This window comes from Herbaspirillum sp. YR522, from assembly GCF_000282575.1.
Lineage (GTDB): Bacteria > Pseudomonadota > Gammaproteobacteria > Burkholderiales > Burkholderiaceae_D > Herbaspirillum.
In genome coordinates this window covers 44,267-67,446 of record NZ_AKJA01000010.1, presented here as the reverse complement: position 1 = coordinate 67,446, position 23,180 = coordinate 44,267, and the positions used below count along the sequence as shown (strand labels likewise).

23 protein-coding genes are annotated in these 23,180 nt (G+C 66.4%); 6 read left to right on the top strand and 17 right to left on the bottom strand.

Annotation, left to right across the window (positions count from 1 at the left end; translation table 11 throughout):
• Nucleotides 1–137: 137 nt before the first annotated feature.
• Genes kdsB through PMI40_RS01105 form a run of 5 tightly spaced genes read right to left on the bottom strand, consistent with a single transcriptional unit; the run spans nucleotide 138 to nucleotide 3,228 of the window.
• Entirely contained in the window at nucleotides 138–953 is an 816-nt protein-coding gene (gene kdsB / locus PMI40_RS01125) for a 3-deoxy-manno-octulosonate cytidylyltransferase (RefSeq protein WP_008111260.1), read from the bottom strand.
• 16 nt (nucleotides 954–969) lie between these two features.
• Complete coding sequence (locus PMI40_RS01120) at nucleotides 970–1,161, bottom strand: Trm112 family protein (protein ID WP_008111258.1); 192 nt, start codon at nucleotides 1,159–1,161, stop codon at nucleotides 970–972.
• Nucleotides 1,142–2,170 (bottom strand): tetraacyldisaccharide 4'-kinase, encoded by a 1,029-nt coding sequence (gene lpxK / locus PMI40_RS01115; RefSeq protein ID WP_008111256.1) that lies wholly within the window; start codon nucleotides 2,168–2,170, stop codon nucleotides 1,142–1,144. The genes PMI40_RS01120 and lpxK overlap by 20 nt, the downstream gene beginning before the upstream one ends.
• Nucleotides 2,171–2,177: 7 nt before the next feature.
• On the bottom strand, nucleotides 2,178–2,606 hold the full coding sequence (locus PMI40_RS01110; protein ID WP_008111254.1) for a biopolymer transporter ExbD: 429 nt from the start codon (nucleotides 2,604–2,606) through the stop codon (nucleotides 2,178–2,180).
• Nucleotides 2,607–2,622: 16 nt separating this feature from the next.
• Complete coding sequence (locus tag PMI40_RS01105) at nucleotides 2,623–3,228, bottom strand: MotA/TolQ/ExbB proton channel family protein (RefSeq protein ID WP_008111253.1); 606 nt, start codon at nucleotides 3,226–3,228, stop codon at nucleotides 2,623–2,625.
• A gap of 197 nt (nucleotides 3,229–3,425) precedes the next feature.
• On the opposite strand from PMI40_RS01105, the gene xseA reads away from it, so the two are divergent.
• Together xseA and sodB are read left to right on the top strand one after the other, a co-directional pair.
• Nucleotides 3,426–4,817 carry an exodeoxyribonuclease VII large subunit gene (gene xseA, locus PMI40_RS01100; RefSeq protein WP_008111252.1) on the top strand — a complete coding sequence of 464 codons (1,392 nt, stop codon included), beginning with the start codon at nucleotides 3,426–3,428 and terminating at the stop codon, nucleotides 4,815–4,817.
• A 264-nt stretch (nucleotides 4,818–5,081) separates the two neighbouring features.
• On the top strand, nucleotides 5,082–5,660 hold the full coding sequence (sodB, locus tag PMI40_RS01095) for a superoxide dismutase [Fe] (protein ID WP_008111249.1): 579 nt from the start codon (nucleotides 5,082–5,084) through the stop codon (nucleotides 5,658–5,660).
• Between the two features lie 74 nt (nucleotides 5,661–5,734).
• On the opposite strand, the gene PMI40_RS01090 is transcribed toward sodB, so the two are convergent.
• Together PMI40_RS01090 and PMI40_RS01085 are read right to left on the bottom strand one after the other, a co-directional pair.
• A complete protein-coding gene (locus PMI40_RS01090; RefSeq protein WP_008111246.1) occupies nucleotides 5,735–7,840 on the bottom strand; it encodes a dermonecrotic toxin domain-containing protein in 2,106 nt (701 codons plus the stop codon).
• A 103-nt stretch (nucleotides 7,841–7,943) separates the two neighbouring features.
• Nucleotides 7,944–8,753, bottom strand: coding sequence for an SDR family NAD(P)-dependent oxidoreductase (locus PMI40_RS01085; RefSeq protein WP_008111240.1), 810 nt, complete (start codon nucleotides 8,751–8,753; stop codon nucleotides 7,944–7,946).
• Nucleotides 8,754–8,945: 192 nt separating this feature from the next.
• On the opposite strand from PMI40_RS01085, the gene PMI40_RS01080 reads away from it, so the two are divergent.
• Complete coding sequence (locus PMI40_RS01080) at nucleotides 8,946–9,857, top strand: LysR family transcriptional regulator (protein WP_008111239.1); 912 nt, start codon at nucleotides 8,946–8,948, stop codon at nucleotides 9,855–9,857.
• A 55-nt stretch (nucleotides 9,858–9,912) separates the two neighbouring features.
• On the opposite strand, the gene PMI40_RS01075 is transcribed toward PMI40_RS01080, so the two are convergent.
• A complete protein-coding gene (locus PMI40_RS01075) occupies nucleotides 9,913–10,926 on the bottom strand; it encodes an MFS transporter (RefSeq protein ID WP_008111238.1) in 1,014 nt (337 codons plus the stop codon).
• Here PMI40_RS01075 and PMI40_RS24320 point away from each other — a divergent pair.
• A complete protein-coding gene (locus PMI40_RS24320) occupies nucleotides 10,910–11,137 on the top strand; it encodes a hypothetical protein (protein WP_238540867.1) in 228 nt (75 codons plus the stop codon). The two genes, PMI40_RS01075 and PMI40_RS24320, sit on opposite strands and share 17 nt — an antisense overlap.
• Before the next feature lie 174 nt (nucleotides 11,138–11,311).
• Here PMI40_RS24320 and PMI40_RS01070 read toward each other — a convergent pair whose 3' ends face one another.
• Nucleotides 11,312–12,154: a class II aldolase/adducin family protein gene (locus PMI40_RS01070; protein ID WP_008111237.1), complete on the bottom strand. Its 843-nt coding sequence runs from the start codon at nucleotides 12,152–12,154 to the stop codon at nucleotides 11,312–11,314.
• A gap of 165 nt (nucleotides 12,155–12,319) precedes the next feature.
• Here PMI40_RS01070 and PMI40_RS01065 point away from each other — a divergent pair, with 165 nt between their 5' ends.
• On the top strand, nucleotides 12,320–12,706 hold the full coding sequence (locus PMI40_RS01065; RefSeq protein ID WP_008111235.1) for an OsmC family protein: 387 nt from the start codon (nucleotides 12,320–12,322) through the stop codon (nucleotides 12,704–12,706).
• Here PMI40_RS01065 and PMI40_RS01060 read toward each other — a convergent pair.
• The 5 genes from PMI40_RS01060 to PMI40_RS01040 all read right to left on the bottom strand — a co-directional run bounded on the left by PMI40_RS01060 (nucleotide 12,688) and on the right by PMI40_RS01040 (nucleotide 19,035).
• On the bottom strand, nucleotides 12,688–13,611 hold the full coding sequence (locus PMI40_RS01060) for a DedA family protein/thiosulfate sulfurtransferase GlpE (RefSeq protein WP_008111233.1): 924 nt from the start codon (nucleotides 13,609–13,611) through the stop codon (nucleotides 12,688–12,690). The genes PMI40_RS01065 and PMI40_RS01060 overlap by 19 nt on opposite strands.
• 179 nt (nucleotides 13,612–13,790) lie before the next feature.
• A complete protein-coding gene (locus PMI40_RS01055) occupies nucleotides 13,791–15,134 on the bottom strand; it encodes an MFS transporter (RefSeq protein ID WP_040501478.1) in 1,344 nt (447 codons plus the stop codon).
• Nucleotides 15,135–15,260: 126 nt separating this feature from the next.
• Nucleotides 15,261–16,616 (bottom strand): glucarate dehydratase, encoded by a 1,356-nt coding sequence (gudD, locus tag PMI40_RS01050; RefSeq protein WP_008111231.1) that lies wholly within the window; start codon nucleotides 16,614–16,616, stop codon nucleotides 15,261–15,263.
• A 146-nt stretch (nucleotides 16,617–16,762) separates the two neighbouring features.
• Nucleotides 16,763–17,884: a sterol desaturase family protein gene (locus tag PMI40_RS01045; RefSeq protein ID WP_008111229.1), complete on the bottom strand. Its 1,122-nt coding sequence runs from the start codon at nucleotides 17,882–17,884 to the stop codon at nucleotides 16,763–16,765.
• A gap of 80 nt (nucleotides 17,885–17,964) precedes the next feature.
• Nucleotides 17,965–19,035: a LacI family DNA-binding transcriptional regulator gene (locus PMI40_RS01040; protein WP_008111227.1), complete on the bottom strand. Its 1,071-nt coding sequence runs from the start codon at nucleotides 19,033–19,035 to the stop codon at nucleotides 17,965–17,967.
• Between the two features lie 153 nt (nucleotides 19,036–19,188).
• Between PMI40_RS01040 and dkgB the strand changes: the two genes are divergently transcribed.
• On the top strand, nucleotides 19,189–19,998 hold the full coding sequence (gene dkgB, locus PMI40_RS01035) for a 2,5-didehydrogluconate reductase DkgB (RefSeq protein ID WP_008111226.1): 810 nt from the start codon (nucleotides 19,189–19,191) through the stop codon (nucleotides 19,996–19,998).
• A 60-nt stretch (nucleotides 19,999–20,058) separates the two neighbouring features.
• Here dkgB and PMI40_RS01030 read toward each other — a convergent pair whose 3' ends face one another.
• The 3 genes from PMI40_RS01030 to PMI40_RS01020 all read right to left on the bottom strand — a co-directional run bounded on the left by PMI40_RS01030 (nucleotide 20,059) and on the right by PMI40_RS01020 (nucleotide 23,143).
• Entirely contained in the window at nucleotides 20,059–21,240 is a 1,182-nt protein-coding gene (locus tag PMI40_RS01030; protein WP_008111224.1) for an MFS transporter, read from the bottom strand.
• A gap of 99 nt (nucleotides 21,241–21,339) precedes the next feature.
• On the bottom strand, nucleotides 21,340–22,632 hold the full coding sequence (locus PMI40_RS01025; RefSeq protein ID WP_008111222.1) for an MFS transporter: 1,293 nt from the start codon (nucleotides 22,630–22,632) through the stop codon (nucleotides 21,340–21,342).
• A 76-nt stretch (nucleotides 22,633–22,708) separates the two neighbouring features.
• Nucleotides 22,709–23,143 carry a MarR family winged helix-turn-helix transcriptional regulator gene (locus tag PMI40_RS01020; protein ID WP_008111220.1) on the bottom strand — a complete coding sequence of 145 codons (435 nt, stop codon included), beginning with the start codon at nucleotides 23,141–23,143 and terminating at the stop codon, nucleotides 22,709–22,711.
• Nucleotides 23,144–23,180: the final 37 nt, after the last annotated feature.

The following is a 23,180-nucleotide window of genomic DNA, read 5'->3' as shown; positions in this document are numbered from 1 at the left end:
TGCATCTGCTCTGGACGAAACTTACCACAAAATCCCGCCCAACCATGCCAAACGCCTAATTTTTAAGCAGCATGCCGGCGCTTGGGCCGGGCACGATTGTGACGCGCCAGCATGACGGCAAACTTACACGCCGGGCTTCAGAGCGACGCGATGCTCTGCACCAGCGCGCTATCGGGCGGGACCTCGAAGTGCTTGCGCACGCGCAGCAGATCCTCGGGGGTATCGACGCCGGCTTCGGGTAACAGCGACGTGACGTGGACCGCGATCGAATGACCGTGCCACAGCACGCGCAACTGCTCCAGTGCCTCGATGCGCTCGACCGGCGACGGCGTCAGCGTCGGGTACAGCTGCAGGAAGTGGTTGCTGTAGGCATACAGGCCGATGTGGCGCAACGGCGCATAGTCGTTGGCGTGTTCCGGCCCATGCGCCTCGGGCAACACGTCGCGCGAGCGGGCAAAGGCGTCGCGGTGCCAGGGGATCGTGGCGCGCGAGAAATACATCGCGCAGCCGGCCTTGTCCAGCACCACCTTGACCACGTTGGGATTGAACGCATCCTGCGCGCTGTCGATGGCATGGGCGGCGGTGGCCATCGGCACCCCGGCCTTGATGTGGCCGGCGGTGGCGGCGATCAGGCCAGGATCGATCAGCGGTTCGTCACCCTGCACGTTGACCACTACCGCGTCGTCGGCCAGGCCGAGCGTGGCGGCGACCTCGGCAATGCGGTCGGTACCCGAGGGATGATCGGCGCGGGTCATCGCCACCTCGACCTGGTGCTGCTGGCAGGCGGCGAAGATGTCGTGATGGTCGGTGGCGACGATGACCCGCGCCGCGCCCGACAGCGCCGCCCGTTCGGCCACGCGCACGATCATCGGACGTCCGCCGAGGTCGGCCAGGGGCTTGTTGGGCAGGCGCGTGGAGGCCAGGCGCGCCGGGATGATGACGGTAAACGACATGGACGGTCGGGCTTGCCTACGCCACCGGCGCCGGGGTCGGCGCGGCGTTGATGTCACGCGCCTCGTCGGCCCACATGATGGGAATGCCGTCGCGAATCGGGTAGGCCAGCCGGTCGCCTTTGCAGATCAGTTCCTGCGCTTTCTTGTCGTAGTCCAGAGGACCTTTGCAGATCGGGCAAACCAGGATATCAAGCAGTCGGGCGTTCACGGAGTTTCTCCACTATATGTTCAGCCAGCGCGCCTTCGATGCGCGCCGTTACGGGCACGACCCAGATGCGCGGGTCGTTTTGGATAGCCTCGATAGCCGTGCATTTTACTGCATCCTTTTCGGTGATCAGGATGACATCGGCATCGAGCGCGGCAAACGGGTTGTCGGCAAAGTCGTGATGGTCCGGCAGCGCCTGCGTGCGGACCGCCAGCCCGGCACCACGCAACATCGCAAAGAAGCGCTCGGGGTTGCCGATACCGGCGGCGGCGGCCAGTCGCAATCGGCTGCCGACCCAGCTCGCCAGCGGCTGCGGCGGCGCGCCGCCTGCCAGCGGCCGTGCCATGCTGCCGTCCAGGCGCATGGCAAAGTGTCCGGCCGGGGCGGCCATGCCTGCGGGCAGGTTGCACACCGAGAAGTCGCGCCGGCGCGATGCCGGTTCGCGCAGCGGGCCGGCCGGCAACAGCCAGCCGTTGCCCACGCCCCGCGCATCCGACAGCACGATCTCGACGTCACGCTGCAACGCGTAGTGCTGCAGGCCATCATCGGAGACGATCACATCGACCTGCGGATGGGCCGCCAACAGCGCCCGGCCGGCCGCCGCGCGGCTGCGCCCGACCACCAGTGGCACGCCGGTGCGCTGCACCATCAGCAGCGGCTCGTCACCCACCTCGCGCGCGGCGCTGCCTGCATGCACCTGGCGCACGTCGTGCAGATCGGCGCCATGCCCGCGCGAGACCACGCCCGGGGTCATGCCGGCGGCCCGCAACGCTTCGATCAGCCAGATCGTCAGCGGCGTCTTGCCGGTGCCGCCGACGAATACGTTGCCGACCACGATGACCGGCACCGGCAGGCGCTGGCGGCGCTTGATGCCGAGCGAAAACAGCAGCCGCCGCAGGCGCGCCACGGCGCCGAACACCAGCGACAATGGCCACAACAGGCAGGCCAGCGGGCCGCGCCGTTGCCAGGCGCGGGTCAGCACCGCTTCGGCACGAGAGGTCGGATGTGCCAAGACTGCCTTACTTGCCGGCGCTCGATTGCGCGGCAAAGGTCACCTTGGGAAAGCCCGCGATGCGCGCCGCTTCCAGCACGTTGATCACGGTCTGGTGGGTGGCCAGGGCGTCGGCATTGATGATCACCACCGGGTCGCTCTTGCCGCTGGCCTTGAGCGTTGCCTGCATCTGCTCGGCCAGCCCCTGGGCGTCGCGCGCGGCGATGCGGCTGTTGTTGACCGCATAGCGGCCCTGGGCATCGACGGCGATATTGATCTCGAACGGCTGCTCCAGCGCCTTCTGGGCGTCGGCCGTGGGCAAGGTCACCTGCAGCGCCGTGAACTTGCTGTAGGTGGTGGTCACCATCAGGAAGATCACGATCACCAGCAACACGTCGATGAACGGGATCAGGTTGATCTCGAGCTCTTCGCGGCTGCGTCCTTTGCGGAAATTCATGGGGTCTCCCGCGTGCTCAATGGCGCACGTCGTGCACGATGTCGACGAACTTCACGGCCTGCTGCTCCATATCGACCACGAAACCATCCACCAGCGCCCGGAAATGACGATAGAACACCAGCGCCGGCATGGCGACGGCCAGCCCGAACCCGGTGTTGTAGAGCGCAATCGAGATGCCGTGCGCCAGCTGCGCCGGGTTGGTGCCGGCCGCATTCTGCGAGGCGAAGATCTCGATCATCCCCACTACGGTGCCGAACAGCCCCATCAGTGGCGCCAGCGAGGCGATCGTGCCCAGCGTGGTCAGGAAGCGTTCGAGACGGTGCGCGGCGGCCTGGCCGGCCTCTTCGATGGCTTCTTTCATGACCTCGCGCGGCGCGTCCACATTGCGCAGGCCGGCGGCCAGCACATGGCCCAGCGGCGAATTCTGCTCGAGCGTCTCGACGACCTCGTCGTTGACCCGTCCACTCTGGTAGACCCGTACCACCTCCGACAGCAGTTGCGGGGGCAGGATGCGGCTGCGGCGCAGATAGACCAGTCGTTCGATGACCAGTGCCAGGCCGATGATCGATGCGATCAGCAGTGGCCAGATCGGCCAGCCGGCGGCGAGGATGATGGCGAGCAAAACAGACTCCTGTAGACAAGATGAAGGGATGACCGGGCGCAGGCCGGGGCGCGCGCGAATCAGGGTGCAGAATGTAGCCGTTTGCAACGACGGGGGCAAGCGCCGCCACTGGCTTTACAATGTCGGCAATTGTAGCGCCTGGCGCACCGCCCCGCGCTTTTGTCCGCCGATCACCGAACCATCGCCCGATACGCCGCATGCCCATCGACAAGTTTCCGCCGCCCCGCCCTGCCCCCGCCTTCGCCACGCCCGCGGCCGACAGCGGGCCGCCGATCCTGACGGTGTCGGCCCTGAACCAGTCGGTGGCGCGCATGCTGGAGCGCAGCTTTCCACTGGTCTGGGTCAAGGGCGAGATCTCCAACTTCACGCGCGCGGCCTCCGGCCACTGGTATTTCAACCTCAAGGACGAAGGTGCGCAGGTGCGCGCGGTGATGTTCAAGGGCCGCGCCCAGTACGCCGGCTTCATGCCACGCGACGGTGACAAGGTCGAGGTACGCACGCTGGTGACGCTGTATGCACCCCGCGGCGACTACCAGCTCAACGTCGAGGCGATGCGCCGCTCGGGCGTAGGCGACCTGTATGCCGCGTTCGTGCAGTTGAAGGAAAGGCTGGCGCGCGAAGGCCTGTTCGACCCTGCCAGCAAGCGCCCGATGCCCGGATTTGCGCGCACGGTGGGTATCGTCACCAGCCCCCAGGCCGCGGCCCTGCGCGATGTGCTGACCACCCTGCGCCGCCGGGCGCCGCATGTGCAGGTGATCCTGTACCCGACCCCGGTGCAGGGCGAGGGCGCCGCCCAGCGTATCGCCACGGCCATTGCCACGGCCAGCGCACGCGCCGAGTGCGACCTGCTGCTGGTGTGCCGTGGCGGCGGCAGCATCGAAGATTTGTGGTCCTTCAATGAAGAGGTGGTGGCCCGTGCCATCGTGGCTTGCGCCGTGCCGGTGATCTCGGGGGTGGGCCACGAAACCGACTTCACCATCGCCGATTTCGCCGCCGACCTGCGCGCGCCCACTCCCACCGCCGCGGCCGAGCTGGCGGTGGTGGCCCGCCAGGACCGCCTCGACCAATTGCGCGCCCATGCCGGCGAACTGACCCGCTCGCTGCGCCGCAGGCTCACCGACCGGGCCCAGACGTTGGACTGGCTGTCGCGCCGCCTGGTCAATCCGGGCGCCACCATCCGCCACGAACGGGTCAAGTTGCTGGCGTTGCAGAACCGCCTGGCGCACGGCATCGGCCTGCCGGCCACGCAGATGCGACATCGCCTGGAGCGCGTCACGGCACGCCTGGCGCACCAGTTGCCCGACACCGCGGCGGGCCGGCGCGCCATTGCCGAGCTGGCACGGCGCCTGCAAGGCGCCGTGAAAGCCGAACAGCAGCAGCGTCGCCGCGCACTGGCCGGGCTTGCCGACCAGCTCGAGCTGCTCAATCCCCAGCGCACGCTGGAACGGGGCTACGCCATCGTCACCGATGCCAGCGGCCGGGTGCTGCAATCCCCCGCCGAGCTGGCTGCACGCAGCCAGGTTACGCTGCGCCTGGCGCAAGGCAGCGCCGAGGTCGGCATCGCCAGCGTACAGCCGCGCCTGGACTGAGCCCGGTCCCAGACATTTTCGTCATTAGCTTGTTCGACGCCGCGACCCGTTGCGGTGCGGCCCAGCCGCGGCCTTGCGCGCCGGTGCTGGCCAATAACTAAATCGACATTGAATGAGAACGATTCTGATTCAATCACATCCAGGCCCGGCGCGGCCTGGCGGGCAATTGACCGAGTGCAAAGAATCTTCATCCGCTTTAGAATCACAGGTTCGGAATAGACCTCGGTAATACCCGAACCATCAACAAGACTGAAAGGATTCACCATGGCACATACCCTTCCGGCACTGCCTTATGAACTGGACGCGCTGGCGCCCACCATCTCCAAAGAGACATTGGAATATCACTACGGCAAGCACCATCAGACCTATGTGACCAACCTGAACAACCTGATCCCCGGCACCGAGTTCGAAAACCTGTCCCTGGAAGAGATCATCAAGAAATCCTCCGGCGGCATCTTCAACAACGCAGCCCAGGTCTGGAACCACACTTTCTACTGGAACGGCCTGACCCCGAAGGGTGCTGGCGCGCCGAGCGGTGCCCTGGCCGATGCCATCAACGCCAAGTGGGGCTCGTTCGACGCCTTCAAGGCCGAGTTCACCAAGCAGGGCCTGGCCAACTTCGGTTCGGGCTGGACCTGGCTGGTCAAGAAGGCCGACGGCAGCGTCGACATCGTCAACACCACCGGCGCCGGTACCCCGTTGACCACCGCCGACAAGCCACTGCTGACGGTCGACGTATGGGAACACGCCTACTACATCGACTACCGCAACGCACGCGCCAAGTACGTCGAGAACTACTGGGGCATCATCAACTGGGACTTCGTGGCCAAGAACTTCGCCTGATGTGTCCAGCGGTCGCGGCTTGCGCCGACGACCGTGCATCGTAAGAAAACGGTCCCGCGGGACCGTTTTTCATTTCAGTCGGCATTCCACCACGAGTCGCCCGACGACAACTCTCCCGGCGTGACGTAACCCGAGACGATGGAATCCAGTTCTTCGTCGGGCAGGCGCCTGATGCGCTCCGGTCCCAGGGCCGCGTTGGACAGGTGCACCTCGTCGTAGCCCATGGCCCCGTTGCCCACATTGACAACGGCGGTGCCGTTCTCCTTCCAGTGGTCGACCGCGCCCTCGACCAGTCCCAGGTGGCGACTCAGTGCTGGCGCATTGAGGCGCACGTTCTCTTCCAGCGACACCGCGGGCAAGCCTTCGGCGTCGATCTGGTACACCGCGAAGCCTTCCGGCCAGCATCCCCTGCCGAACAGGACGGCCCCGGCCTTGGTCGACGATGTCACCACCACCGGCCCTTCCAGCATGGGCGGCACCTCGAACCATCCGGAATTGGCAAAGCCGAATGCGGCCGGATCCAGGCTCGACGCTGTGTGGGCCGAGACAGCCCGGTACAAAAACCGCATGTTCTGATGCTGCAACATATCCAGGCTGTTGCGCGAGGCGCTGGCCAAGGGGGCGACTTGCGTCGAACTGCCCGGCATCTCCGCGACCGCCGCGCTGTCGGCGAGCGCCTGCGTATCGGTCCCTGTCGCCCCGGTGTCGGCAGGCATGTCCTCGACGCCCACCGCTTCCGCCGCGCTTGCCGGTATCGGATCGGGCGCGTCCGCCAGTCCCGCGACCATCAGGCTCAGGGCCAGTCCGACCCCGGCCTTCCATGCACCGGCCACGGCGGTATCACGGTCTTGTACCAGGCTGGCGCGCTTTTGCTCCAGCAGGTTCAGGCCCAGTTCGGCCACCTGGGTCAACGGGTTGCCCAGCACGCTGTTGAAGGCGCCGAAGGCCTGCACCAGTTCCTGCCGGCTGATATCGGCGTTGGCACGAACCAGGTGCCGCACGTCATCCAGCGCAGCCTCGCGCATGCGAACCACCTGGTTGGCGAAGAGGCGCTCGCCCACCAGCGAAGGCGTCCAGGCGATACGTTCGTCGTAGCCGCCGGCGGCGATGTCGAGCAGCCATCTGTCGATCCCTTGGTAGGTCATGCCGTCGCGCCGGTTGGTGATCGAGAAGTGACGTGCCAGTTCGTCACGGCCGGCAGCGCTTCGGGTCATGCGGGCGACATCCGTACGCATGCCGGCCAGGTCGGCGTATTCGCGCACCGGCCTGGCGCTGCCCGGCATGATCAGCACCACATGCCCATCGGAGGCACACAACCAGCTCATGTCGCGCGATGGCCAGGAATCGATATCGAACACATACGCCCGGGTCCCCTGGGCGTCGACGGCAGGGTCGGGATAGCCGGCGGCCTCGGCCAGCATGGCCATGGCCTGCTCCGACAGGCCACCGGCAGCCTGGCGCGTGGCCTGCGCGTAGCCCAGCACATTGGCCTCGGCCACGGTCGCCAGGGCCTGGGCGTTGCGTGCGTAGTAACTGGCCAGCCTGGTGTGATAGCTGCCGTAGAAATCGTTGTCGCGTATCGACGCCTTGAGCGCACTCGACAGCAGCCGCACCTCGTTGCGCTGGTCGAAGCGACTGGCCTCGCGGCCCTGGGTATAGATACCGGTATTGGCGTCGAGGCTGGCCGGGTCCTCGCCGAAGTCGGCATCGAAATTGCGCAACTGCATATCGGTCAGCGTGTACGACGCCAGTGGCGCACGCGCATGCTGCCAGCCGTTGTACGTGAGCGCGCTGCCGCTGCCGCCCTGGAACACGTTGAACCACGTGCGATCGGGGTCGAGCTCGATGAAGTGCTCCTGGATGAGACGGTCGCGAATGGCCATGGCCGCTGCCCGCCGTACATCGGGATAGTCCGCCGCCAGGCTCAGCTTGAGCCGTTCCAGCTGCTGTGCGCGCAGCAATGCAGTGGAGTCGCCGGCCCCTCCGGCGCGCACCGTCGTCGAGGGGGCGTAGACCTCGGTCACAGGTGGCCCGGCGTGTGCGCCCAGGCTCACGTGAACGCCCTCGGGTTGGTCGATCTCCTGGTTGGCGGCGCTGCGACGCGGGCGCGACGACAGCGGCGCCCCGGCCGCGCCCAGCGCAGTGCCGGCGCACGGCCGGGCTTGGTCTTCGATCTGCATGCATGCCCCCTGAAAAAAAGCATGCATTGTGTTGGTCCTCATGACCCCGATCGATTCCGCCCCGGCAATTCGACGAAAGTATCGAAAACGACCGGCCCCGCGCTCAACTCGAGGGCCGGGTCGCCGTCAGTCCCGTTGGCGGACCATCGATGGCAGTCCAGCCGCCATCGACCGAGAGCGAACTGCCCGAGATATAACTGGCCGCATCGGAGGCCAGGAAGGCCACCGCCGCGCCCACCTCGGAAGGTTGTCCCCAGCGGTTCAATACCGTATGCCCGGCATAGGTCTTGAAGATATCGGCACGCTCCTTCAAGGGCGCCGTCAGCCGCGTCTCGATGATGCTGGGCATGACCGCGTTGACCCGCACGCCATACGGCCCCGCCTCTGCGGCGAAGGCCTTGACCAGTTGTTCGATGCCCGCCTTCGAGGCGGCGTACACACCCAGTCCGGGCTCGATGGTCACGGCGCGCATCGATGAACAGGCGATGATGCTGCCGCTGCCCTGCTCCATCATCGGCCGCCCGAAGCTGCGCAGGAAATTGAACCCGCCCTTCAGGTTCAGGTTCATCACCCGGTCGTATTCTTCTTCGGTAGTGTCGACGATCAACTTGCGGATGTTCAGCGCGGGCGTGCTCACGGCAATGTCGATGTGCCCCTGCTTCATCGCATATTGGGCCAGCGCTTCGATCTCGGCGCCGTCGGCGGCGTTGATCCGATAGGGTTCGGCCTGGCCGCCGGCGGCGACGATCCCGGCGGCGGTCGCCTCGGCGCCGGCCAGGTCGGCGTCGGCGCAGATCACCCGGCCGCCCAGGCTGGCGATGGCCTCGGCCGATGCGCGCCCGATGCCGGAGGCCGCGCCAATGACGACAGCGGCCTTGCCGCTCAGGTCGAACAGTTTGCGATAGTCTTGCATTACCACTCCATGGGATGCAGCGGGTGGCGTCCGCCCGCCCCTGCGATTGAGCAAATTGGATGACGGCAGCCATCATAAACGGCAATCGCGTCGGGCACGGCGCGCGGCCCCAACGGTATCGATTTGGCTGATATGATCGACGCCAGGCGCCACCATAAGGCGCCGCGACCGATCAAATCACCGAGACACCCGATGAAAGACGAACGCTTGCTCGAGATGCAGGTATTCAAGGCGGTGGCCGAGCATGGCGGCTTCACCGCCGCCGCCCAGGCGCTGGAAACCGGACAACCCTTCGTCAGCCGCACCATGACCAACCTGGAACGACGACTGGGCGTGGCCTTGCTGCGGCGTTCCACGCGCCAGGTCAGCCTGACCGAGGAAGGCAAGATCTTCCTGGCGTCGTGCAATCGCATCCTGGGCGAGATCGACCTGGCCGAGGGACAGGTGGCGCCGGGCGGCGCGGCCGCCTCGGGCGACCTGCGCATCACCGCCGCCACCTCGTTCGGCATGGACCAGGTGGTGCCGCTGCTGCCGCAGTTCATGGCGCAGTATCCCAATGTGAAGGTGCGGCTATCGTTGTCGGACACGCTGGTCGACATCATTGGCAGCGGCTTCGACGTGGCCATCCGCATGGGTCACCTGCAGGATTCGATGCTGCTCTCGCGCAAGCTGTGCCACCTGCAGCGCGTGATCGTGGCCTCGCCGGCCTACATCGCGCGCCATGGCAAGCCCGAGCTGCCGTCGGACCTGCTGCGGCATAACTGCCTGCAATGGGAAGCGCCGATGGACCACCTCAACCAGTGGCCCTTCATCATCGACGGCCAGCGCAGCAGCCTCGAGATCAAGGGCAATTTCCGCTTCACCAGTGGCATGTCGTCGGTCGAGATGGTACTGGCCGGCGTGGGCATCACGCGCATGGCCGAGCACTTCGCGCTGCCGGCCATCCGCAGCGGGAAACTGGTGCCCCTGCTGAGGCCATTCCAGGCACCGGACGACACCGCCATCTACGCCGTCTATGCCAAGGACCGCCATGTTCATCCGCGGGTACGCGGGTTCGTCAACTTCCTGGTGGACCGGTTCGCCAACCCGCCCTGGGCCAGCTGAGCGGCGACCAAAAGGCCGCCCCGAGGGGCGGCCGGCAACCGGCCATGCCAAGACGCTATTTGTCGAGATGGCGCGGCAGCAGCATGGTCACCATCGCGCCCAGCACCATCACCGCGCCGATGATATACATGCCGACGTCGCTGCGCCCGGTGCTGACATTGAGCCAGCCCACCAGGTAAGGCGAGACGAAGCCGGCGATGTTGCCGAACGAATTGACGAAGGCCAGCGCCGCGGCCACCGATGCCCCCACGAACATGCTGGTGGGCAGCGCCCAGAACAGGCTGATGCACGAATACACGCCGGCGGCGGCCAGCGACAGGCAGGCCACGGTGGTCAACGGACCGCCATCGATGAGCATCGCCAGTGCCAGGCCGACGGCGCCCAGCGTGAGCATGCCGGCGAAGTACAGGCGACGCCGGCCGGACAGGTCGGCGCCCCGGCCCGACAGGTACAGCGCGATGGCGGCCACGATATTGGGAATGGCGCAGTACAGGCCGATATGAAACGGATCGGCCACCCCGGCGCGCTTGATCAGCGATGGCATCCAGAACCCCACCGCGTACAGGCCCATGATCAGGCAGAAGTAGATCAGCACGAACACCCACAACTGGCGGCTGCCCAGGAACGCGCGCACGCTGCCGTGCTCGACCTTGTCGGCGTTCTCGGCCCGCAGGTCGCTGTCGATGCGGTCCTTCTCGGCTGCGGTCAGCCAGCTCACCTTGCGAAAGTCATCGGCCAGCCAGAAATACACCATCACGCCCAGCACCAGCGCCGGGATGGCTTCCACCAGAAACAGCCATTGCCAGGCCGCCAGCGGCTGCACGTCCTGGAACGCGTCCAGAATCCAGCCCGACAGCGGCCCGCCGATGATGAAGGCCAGCGGCGCCCCCATCACGTACAGCGCCATGGCACGACCGCGCCGTCGCGCCGGGAACCACAAGGTCAGCAGGTACATGATGCCGGGGGCGAAACCGGCTTCGGCCACGCCCAGCAGGAAGCGCGCGATGTAGAACTGCATGGGCGTGTGCACCATCAGCATGGCAGCCGAGACGATGCCCCAGGTGATCATGATGCGGCGATCCAACGCGCGCGCCGACCCGGCGCAGGATCATGTTGCTGGGCACTTCGAAGATCAGGTAGCCGATGAAGAAGATGCCCGACCCCAGGCCGTAGATGGCGTCGTCGAACTTGAGCGCATCGAGCATCTGCAGCTTGGCGAAGCCGACGTTGACGCGGTCCAGGTACGCCACCAGGTAGCAGGCCAGGATCAGCGGCAATAGCCGCCAGTACGCTTTCTTGTAGATATCGGCGGCATCGGCGTGCGCCAGGGCGCCGCTGTTGATGGCGGTGGTCATGATGTTTGTCTCCTTGTTGGCGGATGGCTATTTCTTGTTATCGGGGCGGGTCGGCAGCCTGTCGCCTGCCCCTTCGGGTCTGGCCTGGTGCAGGCGCGTTCAGTCGAACAGGTCCGGCTGCAGATGCGAAATCTCGGCGAACAGGGTCTGGAAATGCAGCCAGCCGATGAATTCGTTGCCCAGGTGCTCGCGCGAGTAGGCCGCGAACTTGGGATCGATCTCGATGGGCCGGATCTCCTTGGCCGCCTCCATCATCAGTTGCATGCGGCAGCAATGGTCGAGCACGATGAAGTGCCAGCAGGCATCGTCGATACTGTGGCGGCTGGCCACCAGCAGCCCGTGGTTCTGGTGGATGATGGCCTTGTTGCGGGCAAACGCCAGGGCCACCGGGTTGCCCGACTCGGCCGACACCGGGACCTTGCCGGCACCTTCGCCCAGCACCGCATGGTCGCCATAGAACATGCAGGCGTCCTGGGTCACCGGCGACAGCGGACGTCCGAAGGCGGCCCAGGCGCCACCGTGCACGGTGTGGGCGTGGCACGAGGCGATGATGTCGGGATTCTGTTCGTGGATGGCCGAATGCAGTACATAGCCGGCCTGGTTGATGGCGTACTTGCCTTCGACCACGCGCCCCTGGTGATCCACCAGCACCAGCATCGAGGTCTTGACCATCGAGAACGGCACCGCCATGGGGTTGGTCCAGAACAGCTCCGGATGTTCCGGGTCGCGCACCGTCAGGTGGCCGCCGAAGCCGAACGAAAAACCGTGCTTGGCAAACAGGCGGCAAGCCGCCGCCAGGCGTTGCTTGCGGTGCTGGCGCTCGGCGGCGACGGTCTCGAAGACCGGTTCCTGCGGAAAGATCAGTCCTTCCTGCGTCGGTTGATACACCGATTTGTTACGGGTGCCCGCAGCGGGCGTGGATTGCGTGGCATTCATCAGCATGGCGGTCTCCTGGGTTATCGAACACCGATTATAGGAAGCCATGCGCGTGCGATTAAGCGCTGCGGCGGCATAGCACCTATGCGCGCCGATGGCCTAATCGACCGGCACGGCGCCGATGTGCCACAATCGGCCATTGACCGACATGAACCCGTTTGGAGAACTTGCATGGCCCACGTCACACTGCACAATAGCGCCGGCTACGCCCAGCAGATCAAGGCACGCAGCCACCAACTCAACTCAGACGAGCCGGCCAGCAACGGCGGCCAGGATACCGGCCCGGCGCCCTACGAACTGCTGCTGGCGGCCTTGGCTTCCTGCACTTCGCTGACCTTGCGCATGTATGCCGACCGCAAGGGCTGGGACCTGGGCAGCATCGATGTCGATGCCCATTTCGGACGCGACGAGGCCGGGCTCGAGAACATCAGCCGCACGATCAGCTTCGGCAACCCCCTGAGCCCGGAGCAACTGACCCGGCTGGCCGAGATCTGCGAGAAGACCCCGGTCACTAAGACGGTTCGCCAGGGCACCGCGATTCAGACGTCGATCGCGTAGCCGGCCGCCACCCAGGCATCGATGCCGCCGGTCAGCGGCCGCACCTTGGTATAGCCGCGCCGCATCAACTGGCGCGCCACCATGGCCGCCGAGGCCTCGTTGGGACAGGCGCAATAGACCACCACCTCGCCCTCGACCGGACCATCGAAGGCGAAGGTCTGGATCTCCTGGTTGGAGATGGTGAGCGCGCCCGGTATGCGCCCGCCCTGCTGCGACAATGGCGAACGCACGTCGATGATGGTAGGGGCCATGCCCTGGTCGAGCAGGTTGCTCAATTCGTCGACGGTGATGCGTGCCATCTCCAGCGACCTGCGAAAGCGCCGCCGCTGCCACCACTTGTTGGCCACGAAGATCGCCAGCGCCACTGCCACCAGCATCATGCCGTAATGTCCCAGTTGCCCCAGCACGTCGAGCAGGTCATCGACTGCGCTGGAGAAGAGCGAACCGAGGAAGATGCCCAGGCCCGCCCACAAGGCGCTGCCGACGGCGTCATACAGCAGGAAACTGGAGCGGCGCGTACCCATGGTGCCCGCCAGCGCGCTGGCGATCGAGGCGAAACCCGGAATGAACTTGGCCACCAGCAGCGAGCGCGCGCCCCAGCGCAGGTAGATCGACTCGGTCTGGCGCACGCAGGAGTCGGGCGAGAGCGAAATACGGCACAGTTGCGCCATCACGCGCCGTCCATAGCGACGGCCGGCCAGGTACCAGGTGAAGTCGGCGATCAAGGCGGCCACCACGGCCACCACCAGCAGCAGGGCGGCGGGATACCGGCCCCCCTGCGCCATGGCACCGGTGATGATCAGGGTCGGATAGGCAGGCACTGGCGCGCCGAGCTGCTCGACCAGCACGTTGACGAAGACCAGCAGCAATCCGTATTGCTCGATGAGGTGATACAGGGTTTCCATGGCGCAATTGGCAAGTGGCGGCGCGATCATTATAGATTTGCGCTGCGCGCCCTGCTTGGCCAGATGGGGTGGTACGCCCAAAAAGAAAAGCGCCCCCGACAGGGAGCGCAAACGAGGAGCGGTCCCCGGGAGAAATCCATCTAGGCCGCCGGCGTCATGCCCCGGCGACCTGGCGTGCGTCAGACGGTGCGCTTGGCGCCCGCGCCCTGCCCGGGCGCCGCGCCGACCTCGGCCTGCGGCCTGGTGCGCGCCAGGAAGACCAGCATCGCCGCCACCAGCGATGCGCCCGACAGCGCATACAGGCCGCCCTGGATCGAACCGGTCTTCTGCTCCAGGTAGCCGAACGTGGCCGGGGCGAAGAAGCCGCCCAGGTTGCCCAGGGAGTTGATCAGCGCCAGCACCGCCGCGGCGATGCGGGCATCGAGATAGCCTTGCGGAATCGGCCAGAACAACGACGACGCGGCCTTGAAACCGATCCCCGCAAAGCACACCGCGACAAACCCCACCACCGGCCCGCTGAAGGCCGAGATGCACATGCCGATGGCCGAGATCACCAGCGTCAGCGCGACCCATGCCTGCTGGTTCCTGAAACGCCCGGCCAGCACCGCGAAACAGTACATGGCCAGGATCGACACGATCCAGGGAATCGAATTGAACAGGCCGACCTGGAAGTCGTTGAACTGGCCCATCTTCTTGATGATGGTCGGCAGCCAGAAGGTGGCGCCGTAGATGGTCAGCTGGATGGCGAAGTAGATGAAGCAGAACAGCACTATCTGCGGGTCGCGCAGCAGGCCCAGCACCGAAACCTGCGGCCCGCGACTGGCGGCGCGCTCCTGCTGCTCGGCGGCGATCACCGCCGCCACCGCGTCGCGTTCGTCCGGCTGCAGCCACCTGGCATCGCGCGGCGTCGAATCGAGCATCACCCACACCACCACGCACAGGGCCATCGAGACACCACCCTCGATGAGGAACATCCATTGCCAGCCATGCAGGCCGCTACCCTCCACCATCAGCAAGGCCCCGGTGACCGGCCCCGACAGGATGGAGGCAATCGCCGAGCCCGACAGGAACACCGCCATCGCACGTCCGCGCTCGTGGTTGGGCAACCATTGCGTAAAGTAATACACCACGCCCGGGAAGAACCCGGCCTCGGCCACGCCCAGCAGCAAGCGCATGAAGTAGAAGCTGGTCTCGCTATGCACGAAGGCCATCAGCGCCGCCACCAGGCCCCAGGTAAACATGATCCGGGTCAGCCATGCCTTGGCGCCGTAGCGCTGCAGCAACATGTTGGATGGCACCTCGAACAGCGCATAGCCGACAAAGAACAGGCCCGCGCCCAGGCCGAAGGCGGCCGCCCCGATACCCAAATCGGCTGCCAGGTGGGTGCGCACGAAGCCGATGTTGACGCGGTCGATATAGTTGACGATGAACATCACCACGAACAGCGGCAGGATGCGCCACTTGATCTTGGCCACCGCACCGGTAAGGACGAGATTGGCCGGTTCGGCAGCGCCGGCCGGCATGGATGGATGGCTCACGAGCGTGTCTCCTCTGAAGGACTCGATGCTTCTGTTGACTGGAAAGAGTGCGAACCGGCGCCTGTGGACGCTCTTGTGGGTGAGGGCCGCCTGGTGGCGCCGAACGCGAAGTCAGCGCACCAGGCAAGGCCTCTTGTGATCGAATGTCCAGCCCGGGATCAGGTATTGCATCGCCACCGCATCGTCGCGCGCGCCCAGTCCCATGTTGCGATACAGCTGGTGCGCCGCTTCCACCTGCGCCATGTCGAGCTGCACGCCCAGGCCCGGCGCGGTGGGTACCCTGACCCGCCCGCCCACGATCTGCAGCGGCGCCTGCGTCAGGCGCTGGCCGTCCTGCCAGATCCAGTGCGTGTCGATGGCGGTGATGCGTCCCGGCGCGGCGGCTGCCACATGGGTGAACATCGCCAGCGAGATATCGAAGTGATTATTGGAATGGGAACCCCAGGTCAGGCCCCATTCGTGGCACATCTGCGCCACCCGCACCGAACCCTGCATGGTCCAGAAGTGGGGGTCGGCCAACGGGATATCGACCGATTGCAGCGAGATCGCATGGCCCATCTGGCGCCAGTCGGTGGCCACCATGTTGGTGGCGGTCTGCAAGCCGGTGGCGCGGCGGAACTCAGCCATCACCTCGCGGCCGGAGTAGCCGTCCTCGGCGCCGCACGGGTCTTCGGCATAGGCCAGCACATGATGCTGGTCGCGGCACAGCCTGATGGCATCCTTGAGCAGCCAGCCGCCGTTGGGGTCCAGCGTGATGCGCGCCTGCGGAAACCGCTCGGCCAGGGCGGTGACGGCAGCGATCTCTTCCTCGCCCCGCATGACGCCCCCCTTGAGCTTGAAATCGTTGAAGCCGTAACGCTGGTAGGCCGCCTCGGCCAGGCGCACGATGGCCTGCGGCGTCAGGGCTGCCTCATGGCGCAGGCGCTGCCAGTCGTCCTCGGCGTCGGCGCCCGACTGGTACGGCAGGTCGGTCTGGCGACGATCGCCCACATAGAACAGGTAGCCCAGCATCTCGACCTCGTCGCGTTGCTGCCCCTGGCCCAGGAGCGCGGCCACCGGCACCGCCAGGAACTGGCCCAGCAGGTCCAGCAGCGCCGCCTCCAGCGCGGTCACGGCATGCACGGCGATGCGCAAGTCGAAGGTCTGCAGGCCACGTCCGCCGCTGTCGCGCTCGGCAAAGGCGCCGCGGGCGCGATTGAGGATCGCCTGCCAGTTGCCCGTCGACTGCCCTACCACCAGGCTGCGAGCGTCCTCCAGCGTCTGGCGGATGGCCTCGCCGCCCGGCACCTCGCCCACGCCGGTATGGCCGGCGCTGTCGGTGAGGATCACGATATTGCGGGTGAAGTAGGGGCCGTGGGCGCCGGACAGGTTCAACAGCATGCTGTCGTGGCCGGCCACCGGGATCACCCGCATGTCGACCACGATGGGGGCGCCGCGGCCTGCGACCGCCAATGGGCTGGTGCTCAATGCTGACTCCTTTGGCCGCGCACGGCGAGATCGACACGGTTGCTGGTATGTTGATTTGGTAGCGGTACCAAATCAGGTCGTTTGAATGGTAGCGGTACCAATTTTGAATGTCAACGCTTGCCGCAAGGCATGTCGAGCGGGGGCAATCAGCTCAGGGCGAGCCAGGCAGCCGCCACCGCCGCCAGGTCGATGCCCAGCATGGCCAAGGCGCCGAGGCGCCGCTGCAGGAACGCGCCCAGCGCCCAGAACGCCACCAGGCAGGCGGCGCTGGCAGCCAGCAGATGCAGGTAGGATGCGTCGTCGGCGACCCATAACAGCGCCGCGGCGGCCCCCAGCAACAGCGCAAACTGGCCGATGGCCAGTGCATTGGCCCAGCGCGGCAGGCCAATCTCGTAGCGCTGGCGCGCGGCATCGAGGTCGAACGCCGGCCCGCTGGCGGGCATGCCGGGCGGCAGCCAGCCGGGCGGCTTGAACCAGATCCTCAGGCGATCCTGCCAGCGTGGCATCGCCGCGGCACTGTGCGCCAGTTGCCAGTAGCCGCTGGAGATCGCCCACAACGGGTCCCAGCTGTTGAGCGGGGTGCGGGTGCCATACACGCAGGGCTCGCGCTCCTCGGCGAAGGTGCCGAACAGCCGGTCCCAGATGATCAGCATGCCGCCGTAGTTCTTGTCCAGGTACTGGTCGTTGACGGCGTGGTGGACCCGATGGTTGGAGGGAGACGAGAACACCCGGTCGAACCAGCCCAGCTTGCCGATGTGTTCGGTATGGATCCAGAACTGGTAGACCAGCACCACCAGGCCGGCGATGGCGAATTGCTCGGGTGGCACGCCCAGCACCGCCATGGGCAGGTAGAACAGCCAGCCGATCAGCACTACCGTGCTCTCCTGGCGCAAGGCGGTGCTCAGGTTGAAATCCTGGCTTTGATGGTGCACCGCGTGCGCCGCCCACATCAGCGAATTCTCGTGGCCCATGCGGTGCAGCCAGTAATCGAAGAAGTCGAACAGCACGATTGCCGCCAGCCAGCCCAGCGCCCCCTGCCAGAAGCGCGCCGCCGGGAAGATCGCCACGGCGCGATAGACCATGCTGTACAGGCCGATCTGGAACAGCTGCGTGACCAGGCCGACCAGTTGCCCGATGACGCCCTGGCTCAGGCTGCTGAGCGCATCGGCCAGGCGATAGGTGTTGCGACGGCGCAGATAGCCGTAGGCGAACTCCACGCCGATGAGCACGAGGAACACCGGGATGATGTAGACAATGATCTTTTCCATGGAGACACGCAGCGCAAGATGAGGCAATCCGCCATTATGCCGCGCCGCAGCAATGCTTGCTGCCGGAAGTGGCGGGCAACCTACGCGCTGTGGCGGCTAATGATGGAAAAGCCGACATCGAGCACCGGCTGGGCGATCTCGACGCCGTTGGCGCGGTCGATGATGAAACGCGCCGCGCGCTGGCCGATGGCGGTGCCGTCGATGCGCACGGTAGTCAGTTGCGGCTGCAGGTCGCGGGCGAAATCGAGGTCGCCGAAGCCGACCAGCGCCAGTTGTCGCGGAATGGCCATGCCGCGCGCCTGGGCCTCGATCATCACGCCCAGCGCCAGCAGGTCGGAACTGCAGAAGACGGCATCGATGGCCGGCTGGCGCTGCAACAGTTCGACCAGCCCGGCGCGGCCCTGGCCCAGCGTGGTCGGGGCGACCACGCCATGCATCGGCACGCCGTCGCCGGCCCCCATGCCCAGCGCCACGGCCTGCTCGGCGAAGGCATTCATGCGGCGTTGGCTGCGCTCGTCGCGCCCGCCCACCACCGCCACCCGCTTGCGGCCGAGGCGATGCAGGTAGCGCGCCACTTCGCGACCGATCTCTTCATGCGAGAACCCGACCAGCATGTCGATCGGGTTGGGTGTCAGGTCCCAGGTCTCGACCACCGGAATGCCGCTGGCCAGCAGGCGCTTGCGGGCCTCGGGCGAACGCATGATGCCGGTCAGCACCACGCCATCGGGCCGGCGCCCGATGATCGCCTCCAGCAAGGCGTCCTCGCGCGAATTCTCGTAGCCGCTCTGGCCCAGCATGACCTGGTAACCGGCCGCCGCCAGGGTTTCGGTGAGCGTATGCACGATGCCCTGGAATACCGGGCCGATCACCGTGGGCACCACCACCGCCACCAACCGGCTCTTGCTGGACGCCAAGCCGCCGGCCAGCAGGTTCGGCACGTAGCCGGTGCGCTCGACCGCTTCGCGCACCTTCTGCAACACCCTGGGCGACACCGCCTGCGGCGTATTGAGCGCGCGCGAGGCAGTGATCGGCGCCACGCCGGCCAATTGCGCCACATCGCGCAGCGTGATGCCGCCGGCGCTCTTGCGGCTACCCCGGCGGCGCGGCTCGGCATCGGCTGGAACGGAAGGAGGAAAAGCGGTGTCGACCATGCGCGCATTCTAGCATCGGGCTGTTAGCGTTACCAAAGCGACAACCTGCGTTTGCACTGTTGACCGCGCCTCAATAATGTTTTGTGACCAGACCGGTTTCTGACCAGCGCCCGCTGCGTGATACTGGCGTTCGTTACCCAAGAAAGGATATGCATGACTACCAACAAGATACCTCCATTCGGCCTGGGCACCTTCCGGCTCAAGGACCAGCAGGTGATCGACTCGGTCACCGCCGGCCTGGCGCTGGGCTACCGCCACATCGACACGGCCCAGATCTATGGCAACGAAGCCGAGGTCGGCCAGGCCGTGGCCGCCGCCGGCGTGGCACGCGAGCAGTTGTTCATCACCACCAAGATCTGGACCGAGAACCTGGCGCGCGAGCGCCTGGTCGACAGCCTCAAGGAAAGCCTGCACAAGCTGCGCGTGGACCAGGTCGACCTGACGCTGATCCACTGGCCGTCACCGGATGACGCCTTGCCCGTGGCCGACTACATGGCGGCGCTGGCCGAGGCCAAGCAGCAGGGCCTGACGCGCCTGATCGGGGTCTCCAACTTTACTATCGCCCACCTGCAGGCCGCCATCGCCACCGTGGGCGCGCACGAGATCGCCACCAACCAGGTCGAGATCCATCCTTTCCTGCAGAACCGCAAGGTGGTCGAGTTCGCCCGTGCGCACGACATCCACCTCACGGCCTACATGCCGCTGGCCTACGGCAAGGTGATGCAGGACGCCACGCTGGCCGAGATCGCCGCCAGGCATGGCGTGTCGGCGGCACAGGTGGCACTGGCCTGGTCGCTGCAGCAAGGCTTTGCGGTGATCCCCTCGTCGACCCGCCGGGCCAACCTGGAGAGCAACCTGCAGGCCACCGGGATCAAGCTGAGCGACGCCGAGATGAAAGCCATCGCTGCATTGGACCGTGGCGAGCGCCTGGCCAATCCGGACTTCGCGCCGACCTGGGATTGACCCAAGCCACGGTCCCGCATCGCCGGGGCCGTGCCCGGGTGCATCGACACTGCCCGGCCGTCAGCCCCGGCGCGGGCGCGTCATCACCATCAATGCCGCCACGCAGGCCAGCGCCCCACTGAAAAACGCGCTCGGATAGCCGGCCCACCCGATGACCATGCCCACCACCGGCCCGGTCAGTCCTGCGGCCACATCCACGCAGGCCATGAAACCGGCGATCGCCAGTCCACGCGAATGGGCCGGCACGCGGGCCATGGCCTGCAAGCCCATCGATGGAAACACCAGCGAGAATCCGATCCCGGTCACGACCGTGCCCACCAGCGCCAGCGTCGGATGCGGCGCCGACCAGAGCAACAATTGGCCGCACAGTTCGATGGCCACCGACGCCACCGCAACCCGGTGCGCGCCCAGGCGCTCGGGCAGATGGGCAAACAGCAGCCGCACCGCGATGAAGCCGGCCGAGAAGCCGAAGATGGCCTGCCCCGCCCCGCTCCAGTCGTGATGCCTGTAGAGCAGCACCAGGAAACTGGTAAGGATGGCGAAAGGCATCGTGCTCAAGGCCGCGGCCATGCCGAAGCGCCCGATCAGGCGCAGCACCGCTGCGAACGGCAATCCATCGCCGTGCCCCCGCACGACCGCCAGCGGCTCGAGCGCGGCGGCAACGGCCCAGCCCAGCAGCGGCAGCGCGATGGTGACGCCGGCCACGCCGGCAAACCCGAAGCGTTCCTGCAGGCCCACGCCCACCAGCCCGCCCAGGCCCAGCGCGGCGAACATCGCCATGCCCTGCCAGGCCATCACGCGCCCGGTACCGGCCACCCCCAGGCGTCCGATACCCCAGGTCATGGCGCCGGTGAGATACAGGCTCTCGGCTGGTCCCATCAGCAGGCGGCCGAGGATCAACACCGCCAGGCTCGCGCCCGGATCGGCGATCCAGGTCGAGGCCAGGTACAGCAGCCCGGCCGCGGCGGCCAGCGGCAAGCCGACGCATACCGCGCGCCGGGGGCCGTGGCGATCACAATAGGAACCGGAGAATTGACGTGAAAGAATCGTCGAGAACGACTGGATGCCGACCACCCAGCCCACCACCAGGGCGCTGTACCCGAGCCCGCCATTGACATGCAACGGCAGCGCCGGCAGCGGAATGCCGATCGACAGGAACTCGCAGAAGATGATCCCCACCAGCGGCAGCAACGGGCGCGCGCCGGGTGAGCTCATCGGAGGCGTATCGGTGCTGGTGCTCATGCGCGGCTCCCCGCTGTTGGGTCGCCGGGCAGTATAGCCAGCTTTGGCACGACGCTTCATGCGCCGTGCTTATGCCGGCCATCGACCCATGCGATGGGCTCAGGCCGTGGCGGGATGCGGCATGGCCTGCTGGCCCTTGATGCGCAACACCAGCACGGCGCCCACCAGGCAGGCCACGCCCATCAGGATCGACGACAAGGTGTAGTTGCCCAGCGTGGCCCGCAGATAGCCAGCCACGGTGGTGGCGGTGGCCGCGCCCAGCTGGTGACCGGCGACGATCCAGCCGAACACGATCGGAGCGGCTGCGCGACCGAAGACGTCGTTGGCCAGGCGTACCGTGGGCGGCACGGTCGCGATCCAGTCCAGGCCATAGAAGACGGCGAAGATGGCCAGGCCGTAGTACTGCAGGCCGAAGGCATACGGCAGGAAGATCAGGGCGATGCCGCGCAGGCCGTAATACCAGAACAGCAGCACGCGCGGATTGTAGCGATCCGACAGCCAGCCCGACAGCGTGGTGCCGACCAGGTCCAGCAGGCCCATCGCGGCCAGGATCGACGCGCCGCCGACTTCATTGATGCCATAGTCGTTGCACATGGCGATGAACTGGGTGCCGATGTAGCCGTTGGTGGACAGGCCGCAAACGAAGAAGCTCAAGAACAGCAGCCAGAAGTCTGGCATGCGGGCCGAGGTGCGCAGTGCGCCGAAGGCAATCGCCAACGGATTCTTGCGGGTCGGCGTCGGTTCCTGATGATCGTCGGCCTGGCCCAGCATGGTGGTGCCGATGGCCGAGGGACTTTCCGGCAGCAGCAGCCACACCAGCGGAATGGCCAGCAGCGCCACCACCGACACCAGGATCGCCACCGAGCGCCAGCCGTAGGCCCCCACCATCGCCGCCATCAGCGGCAGGAACACCATCTGGCCGGTGGCGGCGCTGGCGGTCAAGAGGCCCATGGCCAGGCCGCGCCGCTTCTCGAACCAGCGTCCCACGATGGTGGCGCCCAGCGTATTGGCGGCCACCCCGGTGCCCACGCCCACCAGCAGCCCCCACGACAGCAACATGTGCCACGGCATCTGCATCAACGTACTCAAGGCCGTGCCCAAGGCCAATAAGGCCAGCGCCGCCAGCACCACGCTCCGTATGCCGAAGCGTTGCATGGCGGCCGCCGAGAACGGGCCGATCAGGCCGTACAGCGCGATGTTGACCGAGATCACCATGGAAATGGTGGAGCGGCTCCAGCCGAATTCCTGCTCCAGCGGCAGGATCATGACCGAAGGCGTGGCACGGATGCCGGCCGAGCAAAGCAGGACCAGGAAGATCACGCCGACCACGATCCACGCGTAGTGGAACCGGGCCGCCACGGTATTGGCGAGCGATTGAGTGAGCTTGTTCATGGGAGCGAAAAGTGGAGGTTTGGCGGGAAAGGCGTTGTGATGGATGTAGCCAGGCGCGATCGCGGATAGCCGGTATTCATTCCGGTTGCAGCCGCTGGTAGGAGTCGCTCACCGCCTGGTCCAGGCGATCCGACAATTCCGGCCCCAGCAATCGATCGATCTCGTCTTGCGCGCGTTGCCAGTTCGGGCGCGCCTGGTCCAGCTTGGCCCGACCAGCGGCCGTCAGTTGCAGCACGAACGAACGCTTGTCGAGATGGGCCTCGGCAGGCGGGTCGAAGGTCTCGATCCAGCCGGCCGCGATCAGGGGCTTGAGCGCCCGCGACAAGGTGCTGCGGTCCATGCCCATGACCACCGCCAGCTCGGGATTGGCCACCGGCACACGGCCGATGCGACTGATCAGCGAGTACTGCGTGATGGTCAAGGCGTCGGCCGCCAGGTGATGGTCATAGATGATCGTGATGCGACGGGTCAGGCGACGCAGCGGCGAACAGGTGCAAAGGTCTTTGCTCATGGGTCGGCTTATATATGCATATGCAACGATGTGTATG

Bases quoted from the DNA above. Each gene is read 5' to 3' on its own strand.
- kdsB (WP_008111260.1), bottom strand. From the start codon at position 953: ATGTCGTTTACCGTCATCATCCCGGCGCGCCTGGCCTCCACGCGCCTG.
- PMI40_RS01110 (WP_008111254.1), bottom strand. From the start codon at position 2,606: ATGAATTTCCGCAAAGGACGCAGCCGCGAAGAGCTCGAGATCAACCTG.
- xseA (WP_008111252.1), top strand. From the start codon at position 3,426: ATGCCCATCGACAAGTTTCCGCCGCCCCGCCCTGCCCCCGCCTTCGCC.
- sodB (WP_008111249.1), top strand. From the start codon at position 5,082: ATGGCACATACCCTTCCGGCACTGCCTTATGAACTGGACGCGCTGGCG.
- PMI40_RS01090 (WP_008111246.1), bottom strand. From the start codon at position 7,840: ATGCAGATCGAAGACCAAGCCCGGCCGTGCGCCGGCACTGCGCTGGGC.
- PMI40_RS01085 (WP_008111240.1), bottom strand. From the start codon at position 8,753: ATGCAAGACTATCGCAAACTGTTCGACCTGAGCGGCAAGGCCGCTGTC.
- PMI40_RS01080 (WP_008111239.1), top strand. From the start codon at position 8,946: ATGAAAGACGAACGCTTGCTCGAGATGCAGGTATTCAAGGCGGTGGCC.
- PMI40_RS24320 (WP_238540867.1), top strand. From the start codon at position 10,910: ATGCCCCAGGTGATCATGATGCGGCGATCCAACGCGCGCGCCGACCCG.
- PMI40_RS01075 (WP_008111238.1), bottom strand. From the start codon at position 10,926: ATGATCACCTGGGGCATCGTCTCGGCTGCCATGCTGATGGTGCACACG.
- PMI40_RS01070 (WP_008111237.1), bottom strand. From the start codon at position 12,154: ATGCTGATGAATGCCACGCAATCCACGCCCGCTGCGGGCACCCGTAAC.
- PMI40_RS01065 (WP_008111235.1), top strand. From the start codon at position 12,320: ATGGCCCACGTCACACTGCACAATAGCGCCGGCTACGCCCAGCAGATC.
- PMI40_RS01060 (WP_008111233.1), bottom strand. From the start codon at position 13,611: ATGGAAACCCTGTATCACCTCATCGAGCAATACGGATTGCTGCTGGTC.
- PMI40_RS01055 (WP_040501478.1), bottom strand. From the start codon at position 15,134: ATGCCGGCCGGCGCTGCCGAACCGGCCAATCTCGTCCTTACCGGTGCG.
- PMI40_RS01045 (WP_008111229.1), bottom strand. From the start codon at position 17,884: ATGGAAAAGATCATTGTCTACATCATCCCGGTGTTCCTCGTGCTCATC.
- PMI40_RS01040 (WP_008111227.1), bottom strand. From the start codon at position 19,035: ATGGTCGACACCGCTTTTCCTCCTTCCGTTCCAGCCGATGCCGAGCCG.
- dkgB (WP_008111226.1), top strand. From the start codon at position 19,189: ATGACTACCAACAAGATACCTCCATTCGGCCTGGGCACCTTCCGGCTC.
- PMI40_RS01030 (WP_008111224.1), bottom strand. From the start codon at position 21,240: ATGAGCACCAGCACCGATACGCCTCCGATGAGCTCACCCGGCGCGCGC.
- PMI40_RS01025 (WP_008111222.1), bottom strand. From the start codon at position 22,632: ATGAACAAGCTCACTCAATCGCTCGCCAATACCGTGGCGGCCCGGTTC.
- PMI40_RS01020 (WP_008111220.1), bottom strand. From the start codon at position 23,143: ATGAGCAAAGACCTTTGCACCTGTTCGCCGCTGCGTCGCCTGACCCGT.